The 18883-nt window shown below is 61.5% G+C and carries 19 protein-coding genes; 10 read left to right on the top strand and 9 right to left on the bottom strand.

The window, feature by feature from the left end; all coding sequences use genetic code 11:
- Nucleotides 1-3 precede the first annotated feature (3 nt).
- From ACR0KM_RS12355 to ACR0KM_RS12345, 3 genes are all read left to right on the top strand, one after another.
- Nucleotides 4-684, top strand: coding sequence for a TerB family tellurite resistance protein (locus ACR0KM_RS12355; protein ID WP_480822785.1), 681 nt, complete (start codon nt 4-6; stop codon nt 682-684).
- Nucleotides 685-687: 3 nt separating this feature from the next.
- Nucleotides 688-1680 carry an endonuclease/exonuclease/phosphatase family protein gene (locus tag ACR0KM_RS12350; RefSeq protein ID WP_480859960.1) on the top strand — a complete coding sequence of 331 codons (993 nt, stop codon included), beginning with the start codon at nt 688-690 and terminating at the stop codon, nt 1678-1680.
- A 76-nt stretch (nt 1681-1756) separates the two neighbouring features.
- Nucleotides 1757-2089, top strand: coding sequence for a hypothetical protein (locus ACR0KM_RS12345; protein ID WP_480859959.1), 333 nt, complete (start codon nt 1757-1759; stop codon nt 2087-2089).
- On the opposite strand, the gene ACR0KM_RS12340 is transcribed toward ACR0KM_RS12345, so the two are convergent.
- The 5 genes from ACR0KM_RS12340 to ACR0KM_RS12320 all read right to left on the bottom strand — a co-directional run bounded on the left by ACR0KM_RS12340 (nt 2090) and on the right by ACR0KM_RS12320 (nt 7878).
- Nucleotides 2090-3634: a Ppx/GppA family phosphatase gene (locus ACR0KM_RS12340; protein WP_480822779.1), complete on the bottom strand. Its 1545-nt coding sequence runs from the start codon at nt 3632-3634 to the stop codon at nt 2090-2092. It lies immediately after the preceding gene.
- 52 nt (nt 3635-3686) lie between these two features.
- Nucleotides 3687-4376 (bottom strand): HdaA/DnaA family protein, encoded by a 690-nt coding sequence (locus tag ACR0KM_RS12335; protein ID WP_480822777.1) that lies wholly within the window; start codon nt 4374-4376, stop codon nt 3687-3689.
- A complete protein-coding gene (locus ACR0KM_RS12330) occupies nt 4377-5450 on the bottom strand; it encodes an AI-2E family transporter (protein ID WP_480822775.1) in 1074 nt (357 codons plus the stop codon).
- 89 nt (nt 5451-5539) lie between these two features.
- Entirely contained in the window at nt 5540-6514 is a 975-nt protein-coding gene (locus tag ACR0KM_RS12325; RefSeq protein WP_480859957.1) for an isopenicillin N synthase family dioxygenase, read from the bottom strand.
- Entirely contained in the window at nt 6514-7878 is a 1365-nt protein-coding gene (locus ACR0KM_RS12320) for an FAD-dependent oxidoreductase (protein WP_480859955.1), read from the bottom strand. The genes ACR0KM_RS12325 and ACR0KM_RS12320 overlap by 1 nt, the downstream gene beginning before the upstream one ends.
- Nucleotides 7879-8046: 168 nt before the next feature.
- On the opposite strand from ACR0KM_RS12320, the gene proS reads away from it, so the two are divergent.
- Nucleotides 8047-9387, top strand: coding sequence for a proline--tRNA ligase (proS, locus tag ACR0KM_RS12315; RefSeq protein ID WP_480822769.1), 1341 nt, complete (start codon nt 8047-8049; stop codon nt 9385-9387).
- A 30-nt stretch (nt 9388-9417) separates the two neighbouring features.
- Here proS and ACR0KM_RS12310 read toward each other — a convergent pair whose 3' ends face one another.
- Nucleotides 9418-9768, bottom strand: coding sequence for a hypothetical protein (locus tag ACR0KM_RS12310; protein WP_480822767.1), 351 nt, complete (start codon nt 9766-9768; stop codon nt 9418-9420).
- 381 nt (nt 9769-10149) lie between these two features.
- On the opposite strand from ACR0KM_RS12310, the gene ACR0KM_RS12305 reads away from it, so the two are divergent.
- Together ACR0KM_RS12305 and ACR0KM_RS12300 are read left to right on the top strand one after the other, a co-directional pair.
- The gene (locus ACR0KM_RS12305) at nt 10150-11436 is read left to right on the top strand and encodes a lipoprotein-releasing ABC transporter permease subunit (protein WP_480859954.1); all 1287 of its coding nucleotides are present in this window, start codon (nt 10150-10152) and stop codon (nt 11434-11436) included.
- The gene (locus tag ACR0KM_RS12300) at nt 11429-12115 is read left to right on the top strand and encodes an ABC transporter ATP-binding protein (RefSeq protein ID WP_480859951.1); all 687 of its coding nucleotides are present in this window, start codon (nt 11429-11431) and stop codon (nt 12113-12115) included. Before ACR0KM_RS12305 ends, ACR0KM_RS12300 begins: the two co-directional genes overlap by 8 nt.
- Here ACR0KM_RS12300 and ACR0KM_RS12295 read toward each other — a convergent pair.
- Entirely contained in the window at nt 12099-12536 is a 438-nt protein-coding gene (locus ACR0KM_RS12295; RefSeq protein ID WP_480822761.1) for a DMT family transporter, read from the bottom strand. The genes ACR0KM_RS12300 and ACR0KM_RS12295 overlap by 17 nt on opposite strands.
- Nucleotides 12537-12633: 97 nt before the next feature.
- Here ACR0KM_RS12295 and ACR0KM_RS12290 point away from each other — a divergent pair, with 97 nt between their 5' ends.
- Nucleotides 12634-13041, top strand: a complete 408-nt coding sequence (locus ACR0KM_RS12290) for a c-type cytochrome (RefSeq protein WP_480822759.1) — start codon at nt 12634-12636, stop codon at nt 13039-13041.
- A gap of 3 nt (nt 13042-13044) precedes the next feature.
- Here ACR0KM_RS12290 and ACR0KM_RS12285 read toward each other — a convergent pair whose 3' ends face one another.
- Both ACR0KM_RS12285 and ACR0KM_RS12280 read right to left on the bottom strand, forming a co-directional pair.
- Nucleotides 13045-13731 carry a hypothetical protein gene (locus tag ACR0KM_RS12285; protein WP_480822757.1) on the bottom strand — a complete coding sequence of 229 codons (687 nt, stop codon included), beginning with the start codon at nt 13729-13731 and terminating at the stop codon, nt 13045-13047.
- Between the two features lie 42 nt (nt 13732-13773).
- Nucleotides 13774-14436 (bottom strand): DNA-3-methyladenine glycosylase I, encoded by a 663-nt coding sequence (locus tag ACR0KM_RS12280; RefSeq protein WP_480859949.1) that lies wholly within the window; start codon nt 14434-14436, stop codon nt 13774-13776.
- Between the two features lie 339 nt (nt 14437-14775).
- Here ACR0KM_RS12280 and ACR0KM_RS12275 point away from each other — a divergent pair, with 339 nt between their 5' ends.
- The 3 genes from ACR0KM_RS12275 to ACR0KM_RS12265 are packed head-to-tail and all read left to right on the top strand — an operon-like array spanning nt 14776 to nt 18843.
- Nucleotides 14776-15726 carry an ABC transporter substrate-binding protein gene (locus ACR0KM_RS12275; protein ID WP_480859947.1) on the top strand — a complete coding sequence of 317 codons (951 nt, stop codon included), beginning with the start codon at nt 14776-14778 and terminating at the stop codon, nt 15724-15726.
- A gap of 10 nt (nt 15727-15736) precedes the next feature.
- A complete protein-coding gene (locus ACR0KM_RS12270; RefSeq protein ID WP_480859945.1) occupies nt 15737-16786 on the top strand; it encodes a quaternary amine ABC transporter ATP-binding protein in 1050 nt (349 codons plus the stop codon).
- Complete coding sequence (locus ACR0KM_RS12265; protein ID WP_480859944.1) at nt 16783-18843, top strand: ABC transporter permease; 2061 nt, start codon at nt 16783-16785, stop codon at nt 18841-18843. Before ACR0KM_RS12270 ends, ACR0KM_RS12265 begins: the two co-directional genes overlap by 4 nt.
- Nucleotides 18844-18883 lie beyond the last annotated feature (40 nt).

Raw genomic sequence — 18883 nt, 5'->3', positions numbered from 1 at the left:
CTCATGTCGATCTGGACCAGAATAGCCGACGCGCTGAACGCGCTCGCCCAAGGCGAAAGCCTGACCGCGGTTTTCGAGAAACTGCGAACGCCGCCCGAACGCTCGGTGGCCTTTGCGATTGCAGTCGTGGCACTTGGGGCAAAAATGGCGAAGGCTGACGGTCAAGTCACACGTGATGAGGTCACCGCCTTCCGCGAGGTTTTCCGGATCGCGCCCGAAGATGAGGACGGCGCGGCCAAGGTGTTCGACATGGCCCGAACCGATGTCGCGGGCTATAAGGATTATGCCCGCAAGATCGCCGGAATGTTTGCAGAAGACAGCACAACACTCTGCGATTTGATGGAGGGGCTTTTTCACATCGCCATGGCCGATGGGTTCTATCATCCCAACGAGAACGAGTTCCTGGAAGAGGTCAGTCGTATTTTCGGCCAGACCGATGCGCAGTTCATGGCGCTGCGCGCGCGCTTTGTGCCGGATGCGCCAAAAGACCCCTACACGGTGCTGGGTGTGGCCCGCGACGCGCCGCTGACCGAAATTCGCAAGGTTTGGCGTCAACTGGTGCGCGACACACATCCCGATGCGATGATCGCGCGTGGTGTCCCGGAGGAAGCGGTGCGGCTGGCCGAGAAAAAGATGATAGACATCAACCGTGCATGGGATGAAATCAACGGCGCCAAAGCCTGATCCATGCGGCTGGCGACCTACAATATCGAATGGTTTGCCAACCTGTTTGACCGCAATGACGATCTGATCGTCGATGAAAGCTGGTCGGGGCGTCACGACGTGACCAAGGCCCGACAGATAGAGGCGATCGCGACAGTGCTGACGGCGATTGACGCCGACGCTTTGCTGATTGTCGAGGCGCCAAACACCGGGAAAACCCAAAACACCGTGCGGGCACTGCAGAACTTTGCGGATGCGTTCAAGCTGCGTACGAGTCAGGCAATCATGGGGTTCGCCAACACCACCCATCAGGAATTGGCGCTGCTATACGATCCCGATATGCTCAAACCCCGCCATGCGCCACAGCAAGCGGATAATGCACCCCGTTTCGATGCCGAATTCCGCATTGATCTGGATGTGGATGCAACCGAGGATCGGGTGCAGTTTTCAAAGCCGCCGATGGAGTTGGCCGTCACGACGGCTTCGGGCTTCGCGTTCCGCCTGATCGGAGCACACCTGAAGTCCAAGGCCCCTCACGGGGCGGGATCACGGGATGAGATGATCCGGATATCCATCGCCAACCGCCGCAAGCAACTTGCTCAGGCTGTATGGCTGGCGCGGAGAGTCGAACAGCATTTGGCTGCGCAGGATTCTGTTATCCTGTTGGGCGATCTGAATGACGGGCCGGGCCTTGATGAGTTCGAACATCTGTTTGGCCGCTCGTCGGTCGAGATCGTTTTGCAGGCGGGGCTCCATGACCCTCATGCGGCGCGGGCGTTGGGACCCCGGCCCGGTTCGATTCCGGCCACGGCCCGCTTTGCGCGCCCTGACGAGGGGCGCTTTCTCGAAGCCTTGTTGGATTACATAATGATCAGCAAGGATCTGGAAGCTCACACCCCCTATTGGCGCATCTGGCACCCGTTCCGCGATGCGGCCTGTTGGCGGGCACCCGAACTGCGTGAGGCCTTGCTTGCGGCGTCCGACCATTTCCCGGTCACGTTGGATATCGATTTGTAACCTTTCAACCTGCAGCGGCCTTGCCTATATTATTCGCATGCGACGATTGATATTGACCTGTGGGGCGTGCGCCGCCATGGCCTTGCCTGCCCAGGCTGAGGACGACACAGCTCAGTCTTTGATGGAGCGCGGTGCCGAGCTGTTTCTTGAAGGCCTGAGGCAAGAGATGGAACCGGCGATCGAAGATCTGCGCGGCTTTGCCGACCAGCTTCGTCCGGCTTTGCAATCCTTCATGCGGGAAATGGGGCCTGCCCTAGCGGATCTGGCCGGTCAGGTGCAGGATTGGAGCGCCTATGAAGCGCCTCAGATGCTACCAAATGGCGATATCATCATCCGCAAAAAGCCTGCGGTGCGACCCGAAGAAGAGGTGCCGCCCGAGGCGCCTTCGGACGGGTTTACGGATATCTGACTATCCACGCAGGATGACGCGCGGATCAGATTTCAGCGCCGATGCCAGCGATTGAAACCGCGCCTCTGCTACCTCATTGAACAAGGGTCCGGCGGCCTTTGGAAGACGAAGTTCAAGTTGTTGTTTTTTGGGATAAAAGCGTAGCTTCCCCATCGTTGCATCGTGCTGCATCCATAGCATCGCGCCAAAGCGCAGTGCTTTGCCCAGAATTTCGGCCTGTTCCTGCCCGCGCTCATCCAGCAGCTCATATAAGTCCACGAACCGACTACCCTCACGCTTGTTGCGGTACCTGTGCTGAAGCGCGAGACCGATGAATATGCGTTCCGAGTGTTTGATCCCGCTCATGTTGGCGCGGGTGACGTATTCGAAACAGGCCTCGGCCCGATAGTCGGGATGCGCGCGCCAGCTGACATCATGCAACAGGCAGGCGGCCTTGATCAGGCGCACGCGATGCTCGGGGGCCGAGCGGAACAGAGGCATCACAAATTCGAACAGGTGCTTGCCATAGCCCGGCAGGCGCGCGTCTTTGGCCTCGGCAAAGCGACAGGCCTCGATCAGTGGGTCGCGGTCGCGCAGGCGTTGGGGCATCTGCTCATACAGCAGGCCTTCGCGGATGCCATAGCTTGAGATGGCGATGTCCTTGGGCTTGAAGGTGCGGATCAACCGGGTCAGCACGTCCATTGCGTATGGGATCAGCGCCATGCGTGAGCCTGAAACCCCCGCCTGCGCGCGCAGGTCTTCGGGGTCGTGTTTTTCGATGAACTTGATGGTCTCGCGCACCTGGCTCTGTGTCATGCGGTATTCGTGCAAAACGTTCAGCGGATAGCCGCTGCGCAGCATATCCAGCCGCGCAAAGGCGCGCCAACTGCCGCCAACCAGAAACAGACGATCGCGCTGGGGGCCCATGCGGTCACGCATCTCTTCCAGCGTTGTCTTGATATATGCCTTGCGGGCCTGACGGCCGCCTTTGATGTCGCGCAGCTTAAGCGGACCAAGCGGCGACGTCATGCGGCGCCCGACTTTGCCACCGCCGATTTCGGCCAGTTCCACTGAAGATCCGCCGATATCGCAGATCAGCCCGTACGCGCCGGGCCAGCCCAGCAGAACGCCCTGCGCGGAGAGGCGGGCCTCTTCCTCGCCATCGACGACGTTGATGATCAGGCCGGTCTCGGCTCTGACCTGTGCGCAGAATTCGGGCCCGTCGCTGGCTTCGCGCACCGCGGCGGTGGCGACCGCGTGCAGAGCGGGCAGGCCAAGATCCTTGGCAAGGTATTGAAACCGCTGAAGTGCAGCCAGCGCGCGTTTGCGCCCCTGCGGGTTCAGGCGCCCGGTCTCGGACAGGCCCGCGCCCAGTTCGCACATCACTTTTTCATTGTAAAAATAGGCAGGAGAGCGCGCCGCGCCGTCAAAGATCACCATCCGGACCGAGTTCGATCCGATATCGACAACCCCGACCCGTGACAGCGCGCGCGCGCCGGGATCTTCGAACAAGGGCTTTCCGAACAGCCCGTGATCGGGGAAATCGGTTTCGGCGATTTTGGTCATGGTGTCCCCAAGGTATTCTTTGGCGTCAGGATGCGAGATCGCCCTGCGGCGGTCAATTGCACGCATCCGATTGTTCCGCTTCTGTGTTCAATAGGCGTACCGCCAGCGCACGGGTGATGTCGCGCTTTTCGCTCAGCGCAATCTCGTCCAGTTGCTCGACCATTTGAGCTGCGGCTTCGAAACTGCGGTCCATGTGCTTGACCAGATAGGCAATCACATCCGGCCCCGGGTTCAACTGACGGTCGGTAAAAAGCTTTGCCAGCACGGCCCCCAGCAACGCGTCATCGGGGGTCTCAAGGGCCACGTGATGCGCGCCTTCGACGCGGCTTTGCAGATCGGCCAGCGGCAGGTGCCAAAGATTCGGAGCCGAGCGGCCTGTCATCAGCAGCGCGTGCCCTTCGGCCAGAACCAGATTATGCAGGTGGAACAGGGTTTTCTGCTGCTCGGCATCGGCGGCGATCAACGGCACGTCTTCGACGGCGACAGGCGCGCGCGCCAGACCGGGAACTTCGTCATGACGCAGGGCTGCCGCCTGCACAATCCGCCCGCCGGTTTCAGCCGCCCAGACATGAGCCAGATGGGTTTTGCCCGATCCCGCCGGGCCGCTGAGCACCAGCTTGTTGCCGGGCCACGAGGTGGCCGAGATCATCGCGACCGCCAGCGCGTTGGCAGGCGAGACAAAGAAATCCTCGCGGCCCAAGGCGGTCTTGGACGGTAGATCAAAGCTCAGCTGAGTGGCCATTTATTCGTCGTCCTGCTGCAGCCCTTCGAGACCTGTGTAAAGGCGACTGTTCAGGTACTGTTGGGTCGCGAACCGCGCCAGTACCCCTAAGGCGGCGGCCACCGGAACGGCGACCAGCATGCCGACAAAACCAAACAATGCGCCAAAGACCGAGAGCGCCAACAGCAGCCAGACCGGGTGCAAGCCGACCGAACTGCCCACCAGTTTAGGGGTCAGGAAGTTACCTTCGGTGACTTGCCCGATCGCGAAGATACCCGCAACCATGCCAACATGGGCCCAGTCGCCCCAGAACTGAAACAGGGCCAGCCCGATGGCGAGAGTGCCCCCGATCAGCGCGCCGAGATAGGGGATGAACGTCACCAGCCCTGCGATGAAGCCGACGATCAGGCCAAACTGCAGGCCGACCAGCATCAGCGCCACCGCGTAATAGGTGCCAAGGATCAAACAGACCGTGCCCATACCGCGCACGAAGGACGCAAGAACCGCATCGATCTCAGTCGCCAAGCGCTTGATGGTTGGTGCGTGGTCACGGGGCAGCAACTCTCCGATCCGGGTGATCATCCGGTCCCAGTCCATCAGCATGTAAACGGCTACCACCGGCACGATGACCAGCAGCACCACGACGTTGATCGCCGAGCCGAGCGACGCCAGGACGCCCTGCAGCACATCGCCGGTTTTGGATTTCAGCGTTTCCCCGAACGAGACCAGCATCTGATGCGTATTGGATTCGCGGTCCAGAAGTGACGGGAACTGCGTTTCGACAAAGGTGCGCAGTCTTTTGAACAGGCTGGGCAATATGTCGATCAGGTCAAGCAGCTGCGTGATCAGCGCGGGTACAACCATCAGGATCATCAGCACGAAGCCCAAAACGCCCACGACCGTGATGATGCCGGTGGCCGCCATGCGCGAAAGCCCCAGCTTTTCCAGACGGTCGGCCACGGGATCAAGGAAATAGGCAATTGCCCCGCCGATAACGAAGGGCAACAGCACGTCGCCCAGCAGATACAAAAGCACCACAAAGACAACAGCGGCGATGCCCCAGTATCTGAACTGATCCTTCACCGGCAAAGCCATGGCGCATTCCCTTGTTGCACAGCGTTGCCGTGTTCTTGGCCCATGATGCCCCGCGATGCAAGCGGATCATGGGGCACGGTTTTTGCGTCTCAGTCGGTCAAGGTGCCCAGTTCGGGCGTGTCCTTGGTGGCCGCCTCATCAGGCCAGTTGGTGCGCCAGATCTCGGCCGACCAATGGCCGCAATGCACTGCGGGCCGGTCAAAACCGGGCAGGGCAAGCAGCAAGGGCGCGACCACCACATCATGGCGGGGCACAGCGAAATAGGGGAAGGAATAGCGCTCGCGCCCCGAGCGATTGACCACGCGATGCGGTGTCGATTTCAACCGCCCGCCGGACCAAAGCTCCAGCATGTCGCCGATATTGACGACGAAGCCTCCCGGCGGGCAGTCGGGCGTGATCCAGCCGCCGTCGCGCGTTTGCACCTCAAGCCCTCCCACCGGGTCGGGGGCGATGATGGTCAGCGCGTCTGTGTCCTTATGCGGGTGGATGCCATAGCCGCCCTCATCCGGGGCCTGCGGAGGGTAGTGCAGCAAAGTCATGTTGGTCATCGGGTCGCGGAACGCATCGCGCAGCGTGCGCGGCGTCAGGCCCAATCCGGCCTCAAGCGCGCCCAGCAACAGATCGGCGACCCCGTCCAGTTGTTGCCAATAATCAAGGATGATATCGCGGGCCTGCGGCACCTCGGCGGGCCAGAGGTTCGGGCCATAGAGTGCGCAATCCTGCTGGATCGGCGCATCCTCGGGCACCTCATGGTGCAGTTTGTAGCCTTCGTATTTATCCGCCGTGCCCGAGCCATCATTGGGCGAGAAAAACCCCATCGGGATATAGCCACGATAATTCTCGCGGGTGATCGCTTGATCCCATTTGCGCGCCTCATCGACGTCGAAGATCGCGCGGACGACCTGCCGGACCTGATCTACAGTCTGCGGAGATATGCCGGTACCGGTGATCGACAGAAACCCGATGCCGGTGCAGGCCTCCATGACCTGTCGGACGGTCTGGTCATAGGATGCGCCAGCGGGATCGGCCAGCGGCGAGATGTCGATGGTCGGGATGTGCTGCATCAGGCGATCCTGACCCCTTGGCGTTCAAGTTCCCGATGCACCGGTGCTAGGTTCATGCGGTCAACCTCCTGATTACTTTGCAGCGATACGGCAGCAGCGATGCCCGCCCCCTGACCCATGACTGCGCAGCAGGCCATGTTGCGCGTCGCCGCGTGAGCCACCCGATCCGCCCCGTGCGAGCGGCCCGCGACCAACAGGCCCCTTATTCCTTTGGGCAGCATCGAGCGGTATGGAATCTGCATATACCGCCCCGTCGTCGGCAGGATCAGGATGCCATAGCCGTCGATGAATTCGGGGTAGATGCCGATCGTATCCTCGAACCGGCCCTGATGGCGAGCGTCATCCTCGGTCATATTGTAAACGGCGTCGATCTTGCGCGTGTCGCGGATGCCGATGGTCATGCCGAAATTGCGCAGACGGGCGTTTTCGCACCCGGGCATGAAGCGCCGCAGGGCCTCAATTGCCAACATGGACTGACGACGCCCTTCGATCTCGCCGCGCGTCATGCTGTCGGGGTCGGTGCCGTCGATCTGATCCAGATGGATCAGGTTCATGTAGGTCAGCTCTCCGGTATCGTGCATCGCCCCCCAAGTGCCCGCGATGGTGTTCAGATGCGGCGGGATCAGGCCCTGATCAATGGCCTGCTGGAACGGCTTGTGCACGAAGGGCGAGAACATATCGTCCTCTTTGCCGGAAGTTTCGATATTCCACTCGCCCCCGCCGCCCCAATCTTTGTAGGTTTGCGGATCAGCTTTGACGCCCTCCATAAAGGCGCGCTTGTCGACACCGGCCAGATGAAACATGACCGAGGCCGCCATCATCTTCTCCGGCGCAGTCTTATGCGTCGGCGCGCCCGCGCGATGGGCCACATCGGCATCGCCGGTGGCGTCGATCACGACGCGGGCCAAAATCGCCTCGCGCCCGGCCTTGGATTCGGTAATGACGCCGGTGATCCGATCCCCTTCCATAATCGGAGCGACGAATTGCCGGTGCAGCATGGGATGCACACCAGCCTCTTCGATCAGACGATCGGCGACCAGCTTGAACCCTTCGCTGTCCAGTTCATAGCTGAGCGATTGGCTTTCGGGCACCGCGGCACCCATTTCCTTGGCGCGGGTCTCAAACTCCATGCCGATGCCGCCAGCTTCGACGGTCTGTTCGTGGCGGTACCAGGCAAAGCCTTCGACGCCTACGGCGGTGATGTTGCCGCCCATGCAGCCGAAACGGTCCATGATCGTCACCTCGGCCCCTGCGCGGGCGGCGGCCAACGCAGCAGCGAGTCCGGCAGGGCCGGAGCCCACGACCAGAATATCGGTTTGGTGAACAACCGGGATTTGCCGGGCGGGTTCGGATATAGTTTGCATCGACGCCTCAGGTTTCTAAGTTTCCGACACATTTTATTTTCCTGACTGACTGGTCAACAAAAATTGCGACGTGCCAGCCGTCGCAAAAACGCCAAAGCATGATTGCCCCCGGCGGGGCTTTGGCATAATCACCTTTCGACGTCCAAATTCACCTTTGAAGGTTAAACCATGCGCCTTAGCCGTTACTTTCTGCCCGTTCTCAAGGAAAACCCCTCCGAGGCTCAGATCGTCAGCCACCGGCTGATGCTGCGCGCCGGGATGATCAAGCAGGCGGCTGCGGGCATCTATTCTTGGCTGCCGCTGGGCTTCAAAGTGCTGCGCAAGCTGGAAAACATCGTGCATGAGGAGCAGGCCAAGGCAGGGCACATCGCGATCCAGATGCCGATCCTGCAATCGGCGGATTTGTGGCGCGAATCCGGGCGGTATGATGATTACGGTCAGGAAATGCTGCGGATGAAAGACCGGCATGACCGCGACATGCTCTATACGCCCACGGCCGAGGAACTGGTGACCGATATCTTCCGGGGTCATGTCAGCAGCTACAAAGACCTGCCGCTGACGCTCTACCAGATCCAGTGGAAGTTCCGCGACGAAATCCGCCCGCGTTTCGGCGTGATGCGGGGGCGCGAATTCTATATGAAGGACGGCTACAATTTCGACCTGACCAAAGAGGACGCGCTGCATTCCTACAACCGCCATCTGGTCAGCTACCTGCGCACGTATGAGCGCATGGGCCTGCAGGCCATCCCGATGCGCGCGGATTCCGGGCCCATCGGTGGCGATGACACGCATGAATTCCTGGTTCTGGCTGATACGGGCGAGTCCGAAGTTTTCTATGACAGCGCTGTCACCGACCTGACCTTTGGAGACCGTCAGATCGACTATGATGACCGCGCGCAATGTCAGGCGATCCTCGAAGAGTTCACCTCGAAATACGCTCGTACTGATGAGACTCATGACGAGGCGCTGTTCAACCAGATCCCTGAGGAACGCCGCCGCGTCGCGCGCGGGATCGAAGTGGGGCAGATTTTCTATTTCGGCACCAAGTATTCCGAACCTCTGGGCGCAACGGTCCAAGGACCCGATGGCAAGCCGGTTCCGGTGCATATGGGCAGCCACGGTATTGGCGTCAGCCGCCTGATTGGTGCGATCATCGAAGCCAGCCACGATGACAAGGGCATCATCTGGCCCGAAGGCGTGACGCCGTTCCACTGTGGAATCGTCAACTTGAAGCAGGGCGATGAAGAAGCGGATGCGGCTTGTGACAAGCTCTACGGCGCGCTGACTGCGCTGGGGCTGGAACCGCTGTATGACGATCGCAACGAACGGGCAGGGGGCAAGTTCGCCACCATGGACCTGATCGGCCTGCCGTGGCGGATCACTGTCGGCCCGCGTGGTTTGAAGAACGGTGTGGTCGAACTGACCTGTCGCCGAACTGGCGAAAGCGAAGAACTCAGCCCAGAGGCCGCGGTGACTAAAGTCGCTGAAATCTATGAGGGCATCGCCTGATCCGGTCGATGCAGGCCTGACGTCAAAAGATCAGGACGTCGGGCGCGCAGTCACGATGTCCCCGTCCGCGTCGCTGCCACGTGCGACGACGATGGGGCGTCCCATGCGCCGAACCAGATCGCGCAATTCAAAGCCGAGAAAGCGCAATCCGCAGATGCGTTTTCCGGTCGTATGGTCGCTGATGCACAGGCGCCCCTGACGGAAGGCCAGATGATAGCCCTTCTCTCTCAGAATGTCGGCGAGACTGGCCCAGCTGACTGCGCTGCTGAACAACGGCCGGATCGCTGCCCGCAACAATGCAGCACTTTCACAATCCAGTTCCGTAGATGCCTGACGGGCCAAAATAGGGCCCGATCCTTCCATGTGTTCTTGAATACCCATTGAGCGTACCTCCGCTCTTCACTCTTAAAAATGTGTCCCCCGAAATAAGGGTACAATGTTTCCTGCATTAATCAATTTGCGACATAATATTGCGCATCCAATGTTGCGATTGTGACTCAGTTGAGCCGCTAACGCTTCACATTGACTTCATAGCTGAAACAATAAGCCTTTGTCTGTGAAGAGGGTCACAACCGATGGTGGTGTTCTCACGGTGCATATTCACGTGATGACAGAGTGCCCTTGGTCGATTCGGCGCGCGTTCCGTGTACGGCGGACCTGCGCGCCGTTCATTTGCCGACGCGTGCATGTTGGGCGAGAACCGGCTTGACCCTCGGGCGAAATGCCGAGAGGGTCGCGCCAAACCGATAGCCCCGAGGCACCATGGCCAGTTCACCCCCGCCCTTTGCTCCATTCGAATGGAAAATCGCCTGGCGCTATCTGCGCGCGCGCCGCGCCGAGGGTGGTGTAAGCGTGATGACATGGATCTCGTTGATCGGGATCACGCTGGCAGTGTTTGCGCTGATCGCGACGCTGGCCGTTCGGTCCGGGTTCCGGTCGGAATTCGTGGGCACCATTCTGGGTGCGAACGCCCATGTCACCGTGTTCTCAGCCGGAGAGGTCAACGCGCAAGGACGGCTGGATCGCACCATCGCCGATTTCGACGGCATGGCGGACCGGATCGCGCAGGTGCCGGGGGTCGAGCGTGCCGCGCCGCTGGTCAAGGGGCAGGTCCTGATCACCAATGCCGACCGCAGCGCCGGGGTGCAGGTGTTCGGCATCCGCCCCGATGATTTGGCCGACCTGCCGGGTATTGCAGAAAGCGAGCAGGCCTATGGCGAACTGTCGCGGTTCGCGGATGGCATCGCCATCGGCTCGGGCGTTGCGCGGTCCATCGGGGCGACGGTGGGGGATAGGGTCAAGCTGACCTCGCCCAACGGGGTCAAGACCGCCTTCGGGACGTCGCCGCGCGTGAATGCTTATGAGGTGGTCTATGTCTTTTCCGCTGGGCGCTATGACATCGACCGCACCCGCGTCTACATGCCGTTCGCTGAGGCGCAGAGCTTCTTCAACCGCGAAGGCGTGGCTGACGAAATCGAAGTGATGGTCGCCCGCCCCGAGGATCTGTCACCGATCCTGATCCCAATCCTCGAAGCCGCTGGTGAGCGCAGCCAGATCTGGACATGGCAGGACGCCTCGGGCGGCTTCCTGCGCGCGTTGGAGGTCGAGGACAACGTGATGTTCATCATCCTGTCGATCCTTGTGCTGATCGCGGCGATGAACATCGTTTCCGGCCTGATCATGCTGGTGAAGAACAAAGGCCGCGATATCGGTATCCTGCGGACCATTGGCCTCAGCGAAGGGTCGGTGCTGCGTGTGTTCTTCATCTGCGGGGCCTTCACGGGCATCATCGGCACGGCGATGGGCGTCATTCTGGGCTGCCTCTTCGCGATCTACATCGACCCGATTTTCTCGTTCGTGAACTACGTCATGGGCGGCGGCGTTTGGGACCCGTCCATTCGCGGTATCTATGCCCTGCCAGCCGAATTGCACCTGTCGGACGTCCTCAAGGCCATCGCTTTGTCGCTGGGTCTGTCCTTCCTTGTCACCTATTTCCCAGCCCGCCGCGCGGCGCGGCTGAACCCGGTTGAGGCGCTGCGCTATGAGTGATGTAACGTTGAAGCTCGACGGCCTGACCAAGACCTACCTGCAGGGCACCCCGGGCGAGGTTCAGGTGCTGCGCGGGGCCGATCTGGAGCTGCGCGCAGGTGAGGCCGTGGCGCTGGTTGCCCCCTCGGGCGCGGGCAAATCCACGCTGCTGCATATCGCGGGTCTGCTGGATACGCCCGACACGGGAACGGTCGAGATCGCGGGGCAGGGTGCAACCGACAGAGGTGACCGCACCCGTACGGCGATCCGGCGACAGGATGTCGGCTTTGTTTACCAGTTCCACCACCTGCTGCCCGAGTTCACCGCGCTGGAGAACATCGTGCTGCCGCAACTGGCGAACGGCACGTCTGAGAAAGCCGCACAGGACCGCGCGATGCAGCTGCTTGATCGGGTGGGCGTCGCTGCGCGCTCAGGTCATCGACCGGCTGCTCTGTCCGGCGGTGAACAGCAGCGCGTTGCCTTTTGCCGGGCGCTTGCCAACAGACCGCGTGTTCTGCTGGCGGATGAGCCGACGGGCAATCTGGACCCCGAAACCTCGGATCAGGTCTTTGCCGCGCTGATGGCGCTGGTGCGGGATGAGGGGCTCTCGGCGCTGATCGCCACGCACAACCTCGATCTGGCGGCGCGCATGGACCGGGTGGTGCGGCTGGACGGGGGCGTGCTCAGGCCAGTTGCGTGATCGCCACGCCAAGCGCCATCACCGCAATCCCGCCCGCGCGCATCAGCGTCAGCGGCGTGACCTGCGCGCCGAAAAGGCCGAAATGGTCAATCGCTGCCGTGCTGATCAACTGCCCCAACAGCACGAAGAACACGGCATTGCCGACCCCGAAATGCGGGGCCACATGGGTGATAGACAGGACGTAGAACGCAATCAGAACCCCGCCCAACAGCAGATGCCTGGGGGCCTCAGCGAGTTTTGCGAACGCGTCACCTCCGCCCAGCACCAACAGCGCAAGGGCCGAGGCGACAAAAGCGATGGCGAACAGAATGACCGCCGCCGCGTTGGGCGACCCGATCAGCCGACCCAGCGCGGCGTTCAGCGCGGCGAGGATGGGCACACCGATCCCGGCGGCCAGCATGATGGCTGCGTATTGTGTCATGGCCTTCTACCCCTGCGCCGGTTTCGTTGATCTGGATCATTGCGCCAGCAGGCGTGCCGGGCAAGTCTCGAATTGCAAGGTAGAAGGGAGAAAAGCGATGACACGATGGATACTTGGCGCTATGTCGCTGAGCGCACTCACCGCAATTTCACAGCCCGCGCTGGCGCAGGACGTCGAGATGGGGGCCGAGCTCTATCAGCATTATTGCGCCACCTGCCACGGGCTGGACGCAACCGGGCACGGGCCCATGGCCGGAGTGCTTGTGATCCAGCCTTCGAACCTCAAGACGCTGGCCAACGCAGAGGGTGTGTTTCCAACCGCCCGCGTAGTGGCACGGATCGACGGGCGTGATCCCTTGGTCAGTCACGGCAGTCCGATGCCGGTTTATGGACCCTATTTTGAGGGAAACGATACGGCGATCAAAACGCCCGCCGGACAGCCGATCCTGACAAGTAAACCCATCGCTGATCTGGTCGCCTATCTGCAGACCTTGCAAGAGGACTGAGATTTAGCGGCAAATGCCTTCGACCTTGGCCCCCGCCCATGGTAGATGCACGGCGCTTTCACGCCGGCTGCCGGGTAGGGCCGAGACATCGAAATGGGCGCTCAGCATGTCGTGCAGGCGCTTGGTGCGCGGTGCATCCGGGTCCAGTGCGCGACAGCAGACATATTCCTCGACAATGGCACCCTGCTGTTCAAAGCCATAGGACAGGAAGTTGGGCGAAGTATTGAGGTCGAACAGATACGGGTCATCGCTGCGCCCGTGCTCGGCTGCGGCGCGCAGAGGGTGGTAGCCTGTCGTCTCGCGGTTCTGCCACTGCCAGACATGGGTCAGTTCATGCGCCAGCAGCATGGCGGCGATCAGATTCACCCGCTCGGGGTACTGCGCCATGTAGTCGTCCAGATACCAGTCCTTGGTGAAATAAACCCGGTTGAACAGAGCCACACCGGCGGGTTTGCCGGTCACCGTTTCCTCTTTCACCGGTGGCAAAATCCGCTCGCGGCAGGCCAGACGGGGCCGGGCTTTGCGCGTATAGGTGATCGCCGCAACCGGAGCACCCTCGACCAGACGCACGCGATCAAGGTTCAAAGTATCGCCGTGCAGCCTTGTTGCAAAGGCGCGTTCATGCTCGGTCAGGGGGCGACCGCAGGATGCAAAGAACAGCAGGATCAAAATCAGCAGAGGTCGGACCATATCGCAAAATCTAAAGCGCCCGCTGCGCTCTGCAACCCGTTTTCAGAGGCTCATCGCCAGAACCCGGCTGATTTCCGTCAACGAGCGCCCGGACTGATCCATCCACGTATTGAACGCGCCCTGAACCGCCGTCATCGCCTTTTTCGAGGTCGCGGCCTTGTCGATCACCCCTTCGGCGATCAGCCGCGCGGTCACGTCGCGTGACAGGATGAAACTGTCCCGCCCCGCAAAGCGCATCGCATATTGCGCCGACGCCCCGCCCAGCCGCGACCCGCGCTTGCCCAGCATCGCCAGCAGGCCGATGAAATCGGTCGAGGGCCAGCCGCCCAGAACCTGCCCCGCGCCGCCTTCTTCGCGCAGCTCCAGCAGAAAGGCGGCGTTGTCGCGCACGGCAGCAATCTTGGTGCCGTTGCGCACGATGCGTGTGTCCTGCAGCAGGGCATCGAACTTCTCATCATCCATGAAGGCGCAGCGCCCGACGTCGAACCCGTCGAACGCGGTCTCGAATCCGTCCCATTTCGCCTCGATGATCTTCCAGTTGAACCCGGCCTGAAACACGGTTTTGGTGATGGTCGACAGCCACCGATCCTCGGGCATCTCGGCCAGCTCGGCGACTGGTTTGGGTCGCTCTAGCTTGGCCTCCAGCGCATCAGGGCCGCCGTGTCGTTTGGCGGCCATGGCAAAGATGTCGTCAAAGTGATGCATCGCCTGATCCCTCCGTTGTGCAAGGTTGGGCTGGTTGGGGCCGGTCTGGCAAGGGCGAACGTGACGTTGCTGCGCCGTGGTGTGTTTTATAATTGACTAGTCAATCAATATCCCTAACCTAGCGTATGAACGATACCAGGAGCGGATAACAAGCTGCAAATACGGCCCTAAGGGAGGGCAGAACCAGAACCGGCGCGGAAAGTTTCGGCAGGGGTCACGGTTCCCTTTCACTTTCCGGTCGAATTTGTGCATGTTGCGACAGGTGCAGTCACCACGGATTTCCCCGCCCGGGCCATCGGGTTCGCGCAGGGGCAACAGAACAAAACAGGGAGTAAAATCATGAAAAAGCTAAGCGTAAGCCTTCTGGCCATCGCCGTCGCCGGATCGGCCCATGCCGCCGAGATGGGCGCGGTGGACGAGCCGATCAAACTGGCGATCAACGAATGGACCGGTCAGCATGTGACCACACATGTGGCAGGTGAGATGCTGAAGGCCGCCGGCTACAACGTCGAATACATCACCGCCGGGATGATGAACCAGTTCCAGGCGCTGGCTGATGGCGACATTGATGCAACGCTGGAAATCTGGTCGTCCAACGTGTCCGATGAATATGCCAAGAAGATCGACGAAGGCACCGTAGTCGAGATCGGCGATCTGGGCCTCGACGCCAAGGAAGGCATTGCCTACCCGGCGCACGTGGCCGAGCTGTGCCCGGGCCTGCCCGCTTGGGAAGCGCTGAAAGACTGCGCGCAGGTCTTTGCCACCGCAGAAACCCTGCCCGGAGGTCGTCTGGTTGATTATCCCGCCGATTGGGGCACCCCGGGCGCAGATCGCATGACTGGTCTTGAACTGCCGTTCAAAGCGGTTCCCGCTGGGTCCGAGGGCGCGCTGATCGCCGAACTCCGCGCCTCGACCGAGCGCAAGTCGCCATTGCTGATCACCTTCTGGCAACCGCATTGGGCGATGTCCGCCTATGATGTGCAGTTTGTCGACCTGCCCGCTGGCGAAGAGGCATGTTTCAACGATCCGGCCTGGGGCCCGAACCCGAACGCGGTCAACGATTGTGACTTCTCGCCCTCGCGCATCTTCAAAGCCGGTTGGAGCGGTATGGCCGACAAATGGCCCGCCGCTTATGAGATCCTGTCGAACTACCAGCTGTCGGTCGAAGACCAGCAGCCGATGATGGGCGCGATCGATGTCGACGGCGGCTCGGTCGAGGAAGTCGTCGCCGCTTGGATGGCCGAGAACGAGGGCAAATGGCGCCCCGTTGTTGACGCGGCAACCCAGTGAGCTGACATCAGTGACTGACGCAAACACGCCAGCCATCGCCTGCCGGAATCTCTGGCAGGTGTTTGGCCCCGGCGCAGAAAAGGCCCTGACCGACGCGCTGTCTCGGTCAGGGAATGACGCCGACAAAGCCGCCACCAATCTGCGTGAAGGTGGATTCATCCCCGCCGTTCAGGACGCCAATTTCGAGGTGCAGGAAGGCGAGTTGTTCGTCATCATGGGCCTGTCCGGCTCGGGCAAGTCGACGCTGATCCGCTGCATCTCGCAACTGCTGCCCGGCACGGGTGGCGAGATTCGTGTGGATGGCGAGAATGTCATGGGCGCGTCCAAGAAGGTGCTGACCGATCTGCGGCGCAAAAAGCTGGGCATGGTGTTCCAGCATTTTGGCCTTTTCCCGCATATGACCGTGGCTGAGAACGTGGCCTATCCGCTGCGCGTGCAGGGTATCGGCAAAAAGGAGCGTCTGGCGCGGGCGCAGGAAGTCATTTCTCTGGTCGGACTTGAGGGGCGCGAAGACAGCTTCCCCCGGCAGCTTTCGGGCGGCCAGCGGCAACGCGTCGGGATCGCCCGCAGCCTTGCCGTGAACCCGGACATCTGGTTTCTGGACGAGCCGTTCAGCGCGCTCGACCCCCTGATCCGCCGTCAGTTACAGGATGAATTCCTGCGCATTCAGGCGACGCTGAAGAAATCCATCGTCTTCATCACTCATGACATTCAAGAAGCCCTGAAACTCGCCGACCGCATCGCCATCATGCGTGACGGAAAGATCGTCCAGATCGGCACGCCCACAGATATCGTGCTGCGCCCAGTGGACGATTATGTGCGCGAATTCTCGAAAGACGTGGCCAAAGGCCAGCACGCGAAGGTCGCCTCGGTCATGCGGGATGAGGCCGAATGCGGACCGGATGATCCCGGTCTGACGACCTCGATGACGTTGGACGCGGCATTGGCGCATTGCATGGAATTGTACGAACCCGTGCCGGTTCGGGATGCCGAGGGCAAAGTTGTCGGTACTGTGCATCCCTCTGATCTGGCGGCTGCGTTGCAGGTGGACGAGGCATGACGGCGCTGGATATCCCTGCGCAGCAGGCGCGCCTGACCGCCGGTGCGCAGGCGGCGCTGATCACCGTGATCGTTGGCGCGGTATGTCTCGCGCTGGAAGGCGTGGCCCCGTGGCTGGTCAAATGGCCCGCCGCATGGGAACTGCCCGCCACCCAATGGGTCGGATCGTTTCTCGACTGGTTCCTGAACGGCATCAAACCGGCGGTGCGGCTGTTTTCGGATCTGATGACCTATCCGATGAACGCCGCCAACTATGTGCTGGGCAGCACACCATGGCCGATCCTGATCGGCATTGTCACCGCGCTGGGCTGGTATCTGGGCGGGCTGCCGATGGCGGCGTTGGGCTTTCTGGGGCTCAGCTTTGTGCTGGCCTCGGGCTATTGGGCCGAAAGCATGAACACGCTGGCCCTTGTCGCCGTGTCTGTGCCCGTGGCGCTGATCATGGGCGGCGCGATTGGCATTCTCGCCAACGAAGTGCCAAGGGTGAAAGCGTTCGTGCAGGCCGTGCTGGATATCATGCAAACGGTGCCGACCTTCGCCTATCTGACGCCGCTGTTGCTGCTCTTTGGCTTTGGCCCGGTGGTCGGACTGATCGCCTCGGCCATCTATGCCGCCCCGCCCATGGCGCGCAACGTGATGCTGGGGCTGGAACGGGTGGAGCCCGAGATCAAAGAGGCCGCTATCATGTCCGGCGGCACTCGGTTTCAGCAGCTATTCCAGGTCGAGCTTCCCGCCGCCACGACGCAGATCATGGTCGGTGTGAACCAGTGCCTGATGGCAGCCTTGTCCATGGTGATCATCGCCGCCGTTATCGGAGGCTTCAATGACATCGGCTGGGAGGTCCTGCTGACCATGCGCAAGGCGCAGTTCGGCGAATCCCTGATGGCTGGTCTGGTCATCGTGGTGTTTGCCGTGGTGATCGACCGGATGAGCGGCACACTGGCGACCGAGCGCAAACGCTATGACCAACGTGTCGTTTGGGCGATGCTAGGCTTTGCCGTGCTGTTCACCGCCGCCTTCTGGGCATGGCTGCCCAACCCGTCCGAACTGACGGTTATGGACCCGATGGCCGAGGCCATCGACAGTGGCCTGACCGCCTTCACGCAGGCCAACGGGCCGTGGCTGGATGCTCTCAAGAACAACTCGCTGTTCTATGTGCTGCTACCGCTGCGGATCGGGCTGGATCAGGCGGTGCTGCCCTTCACTTGGGGCTTCGCATGGACGCCCACCATGAGCTACGGCCTCTTTGCCGCTGCTGCCGCAATCGCGCTGCTGATGGCATGGCGCGGGCATCTGACCGGAGGGCTGATCGTTCTGATCCTGATCGGAATTCTGGAAACAGGTATTGCCAATCTGCCATGGCCCTTCGTCCTGACCGGCGCTGCTGCGCTGGGCTGGGTTGCGGGCGGCTGGCGGCTGGCCGCGCTGTCGGTGGGTCTGCTCTGCACCATTCTTGTCTCGGGTCTGTGGGAGCGTGCGTTGCTGTCGCTCTACCTCAGCGGTGCGGCGGTGTTTTCCTGCGCTGTGGTCGGCGGGCTGATCGGTCTGGCCAGCGCGGTCTGGAAACCGGTCTGGACCATCGTGCGCCCGATCTGCGACATGCTGCAGACCATCCCGCTGTTCGTGTTCCTGATCCCGGTACTGATGGTCTTTCAGATCGGAGAGTTCTCGGCCTTCCTCGCCATCTGCGCTTACGCCATTGTCCCGATGATCCGCTACACGCGGCATGGGCTGGCTAACACGCCGGATGAGATGATGGAGGCTGCAATCTCCAGCGGCGCGACCGAGTGGCAGATCATGCGCGACGTCCGCGCGCCCTATGCCGCGCCGACCATCCTGCTGGGGCTGAACCAGACGATCCTATACGCTTTTGCGATGCTGGTGATCGCCGCGCTGATCGGCACGACTGGTCTGGGCCAGTCGATCTATCTGGCGCTGGGTCAGGCGGATGTGGGGCTTGGCATCTCGGCCGGGGCGGCCATGGCCATCCTCGCGCTGATCGCCGACCGTATGGTGCAGGGGTTTGCGGAGGAACGCCGCAAAGCGCTGGGCCTGTAGCAAAGGGCAGGGGGCGGCGCGACCGCCCCGCCCGCCACTT

This window comes from Ruegeria sp. G10 (assembly GCF_056533645.1).
The sequence above is the reverse complement of the archived record's forward strand: the minus strand, read 5'-3'. Positions and strand labels throughout refer to the sequence as shown.

Bases quoted from the DNA above. Each gene is read 5' to 3' on its own strand.
- ACR0KM_RS12280 (WP_480859949.1), bottom strand. From the start codon at position 14,436: ATGCATCACTTTGACGACATCTTTGCCATGGCCGCCAAACGACACGGC.
- ACR0KM_RS12335 (WP_480822777.1), bottom strand. From the start codon at position 4,376: ATGGCCACTCAGCTGAGCTTTGATCTACCGTCCAAGACCGCCTTGGGC.
- ACR0KM_RS12305 (WP_480859954.1), top strand. From the start codon at position 10,150: ATGGCCAGTTCACCCCCGCCCTTTGCTCCATTCGAATGGAAAATCGCC.
- ACR0KM_RS12345 (WP_480859959.1), top strand. From the start codon at position 1,757: ATGGCCTTGCCTGCCCAGGCTGAGGACGACACAGCTCAGTCTTTGATG.
- ACR0KM_RS12295 (WP_480822761.1), bottom strand. From the start codon at position 12,536: ATGACACAATACGCAGCCATCATGCTGGCCGCCGGGATCGGTGTGCCC.
- ACR0KM_RS12290 (WP_480822759.1), top strand. From the start codon at position 12,634: ATGACACGATGGATACTTGGCGCTATGTCGCTGAGCGCACTCACCGCA.
- ACR0KM_RS12325 (WP_480859957.1), bottom strand. From the start codon at position 6,514: ATGCAGCACATCCCGACCATCGACATCTCGCCGCTGGCCGATCCCGCT.
- ACR0KM_RS12275 (WP_480859947.1), top strand. From the start codon at position 14,776: ATGAAAAAGCTAAGCGTAAGCCTTCTGGCCATCGCCGTCGCCGGATCG.
- ACR0KM_RS12330 (WP_480822775.1), bottom strand. From the start codon at position 5,450: ATGGCTTTGCCGGTGAAGGATCAGTTCAGATACTGGGGCATCGCCGCT.
- ACR0KM_RS12265 (WP_480859944.1), top strand. From the start codon at position 16,783: ATGACGGCGCTGGATATCCCTGCGCAGCAGGCGCGCCTGACCGCCGGT.
- ACR0KM_RS12320 (WP_480859955.1), bottom strand. From the start codon at position 7,878: ATGCAAACTATATCCGAACCCGCCCGGCAAATCCCGGTTGTTCACCAA.
- ACR0KM_RS12310 (WP_480822767.1), bottom strand. From the start codon at position 9,768: ATGGGTATTCAAGAACACATGGAAGGATCGGGCCCTATTTTGGCCCGT.
- proS (WP_480822769.1), top strand. From the start codon at position 8,047: ATGCGCCTTAGCCGTTACTTTCTGCCCGTTCTCAAGGAAAACCCCTCC.
- ACR0KM_RS12355 (WP_480822785.1), top strand. From the start codon at position 4: ATGTCGATCTGGACCAGAATAGCCGACGCGCTGAACGCGCTCGCCCAA.
- ACR0KM_RS12300 (WP_480859951.1), top strand. From the start codon at position 11,429: ATGAGTGATGTAACGTTGAAGCTCGACGGCCTGACCAAGACCTACCTG.
- ACR0KM_RS12350 (WP_480859960.1), top strand. From the start codon at position 688: ATGCGGCTGGCGACCTACAATATCGAATGGTTTGCCAACCTGTTTGAC.
- ACR0KM_RS12285 (WP_480822757.1), bottom strand. From the start codon at position 13,731: ATGGTCCGACCTCTGCTGATTTTGATCCTGCTGTTCTTTGCATCCTGC.
- ACR0KM_RS12340 (WP_480822779.1), bottom strand. From the start codon at position 3,634: ATGACCAAAATCGCCGAAACCGATTTCCCCGATCACGGGCTGTTCGGA.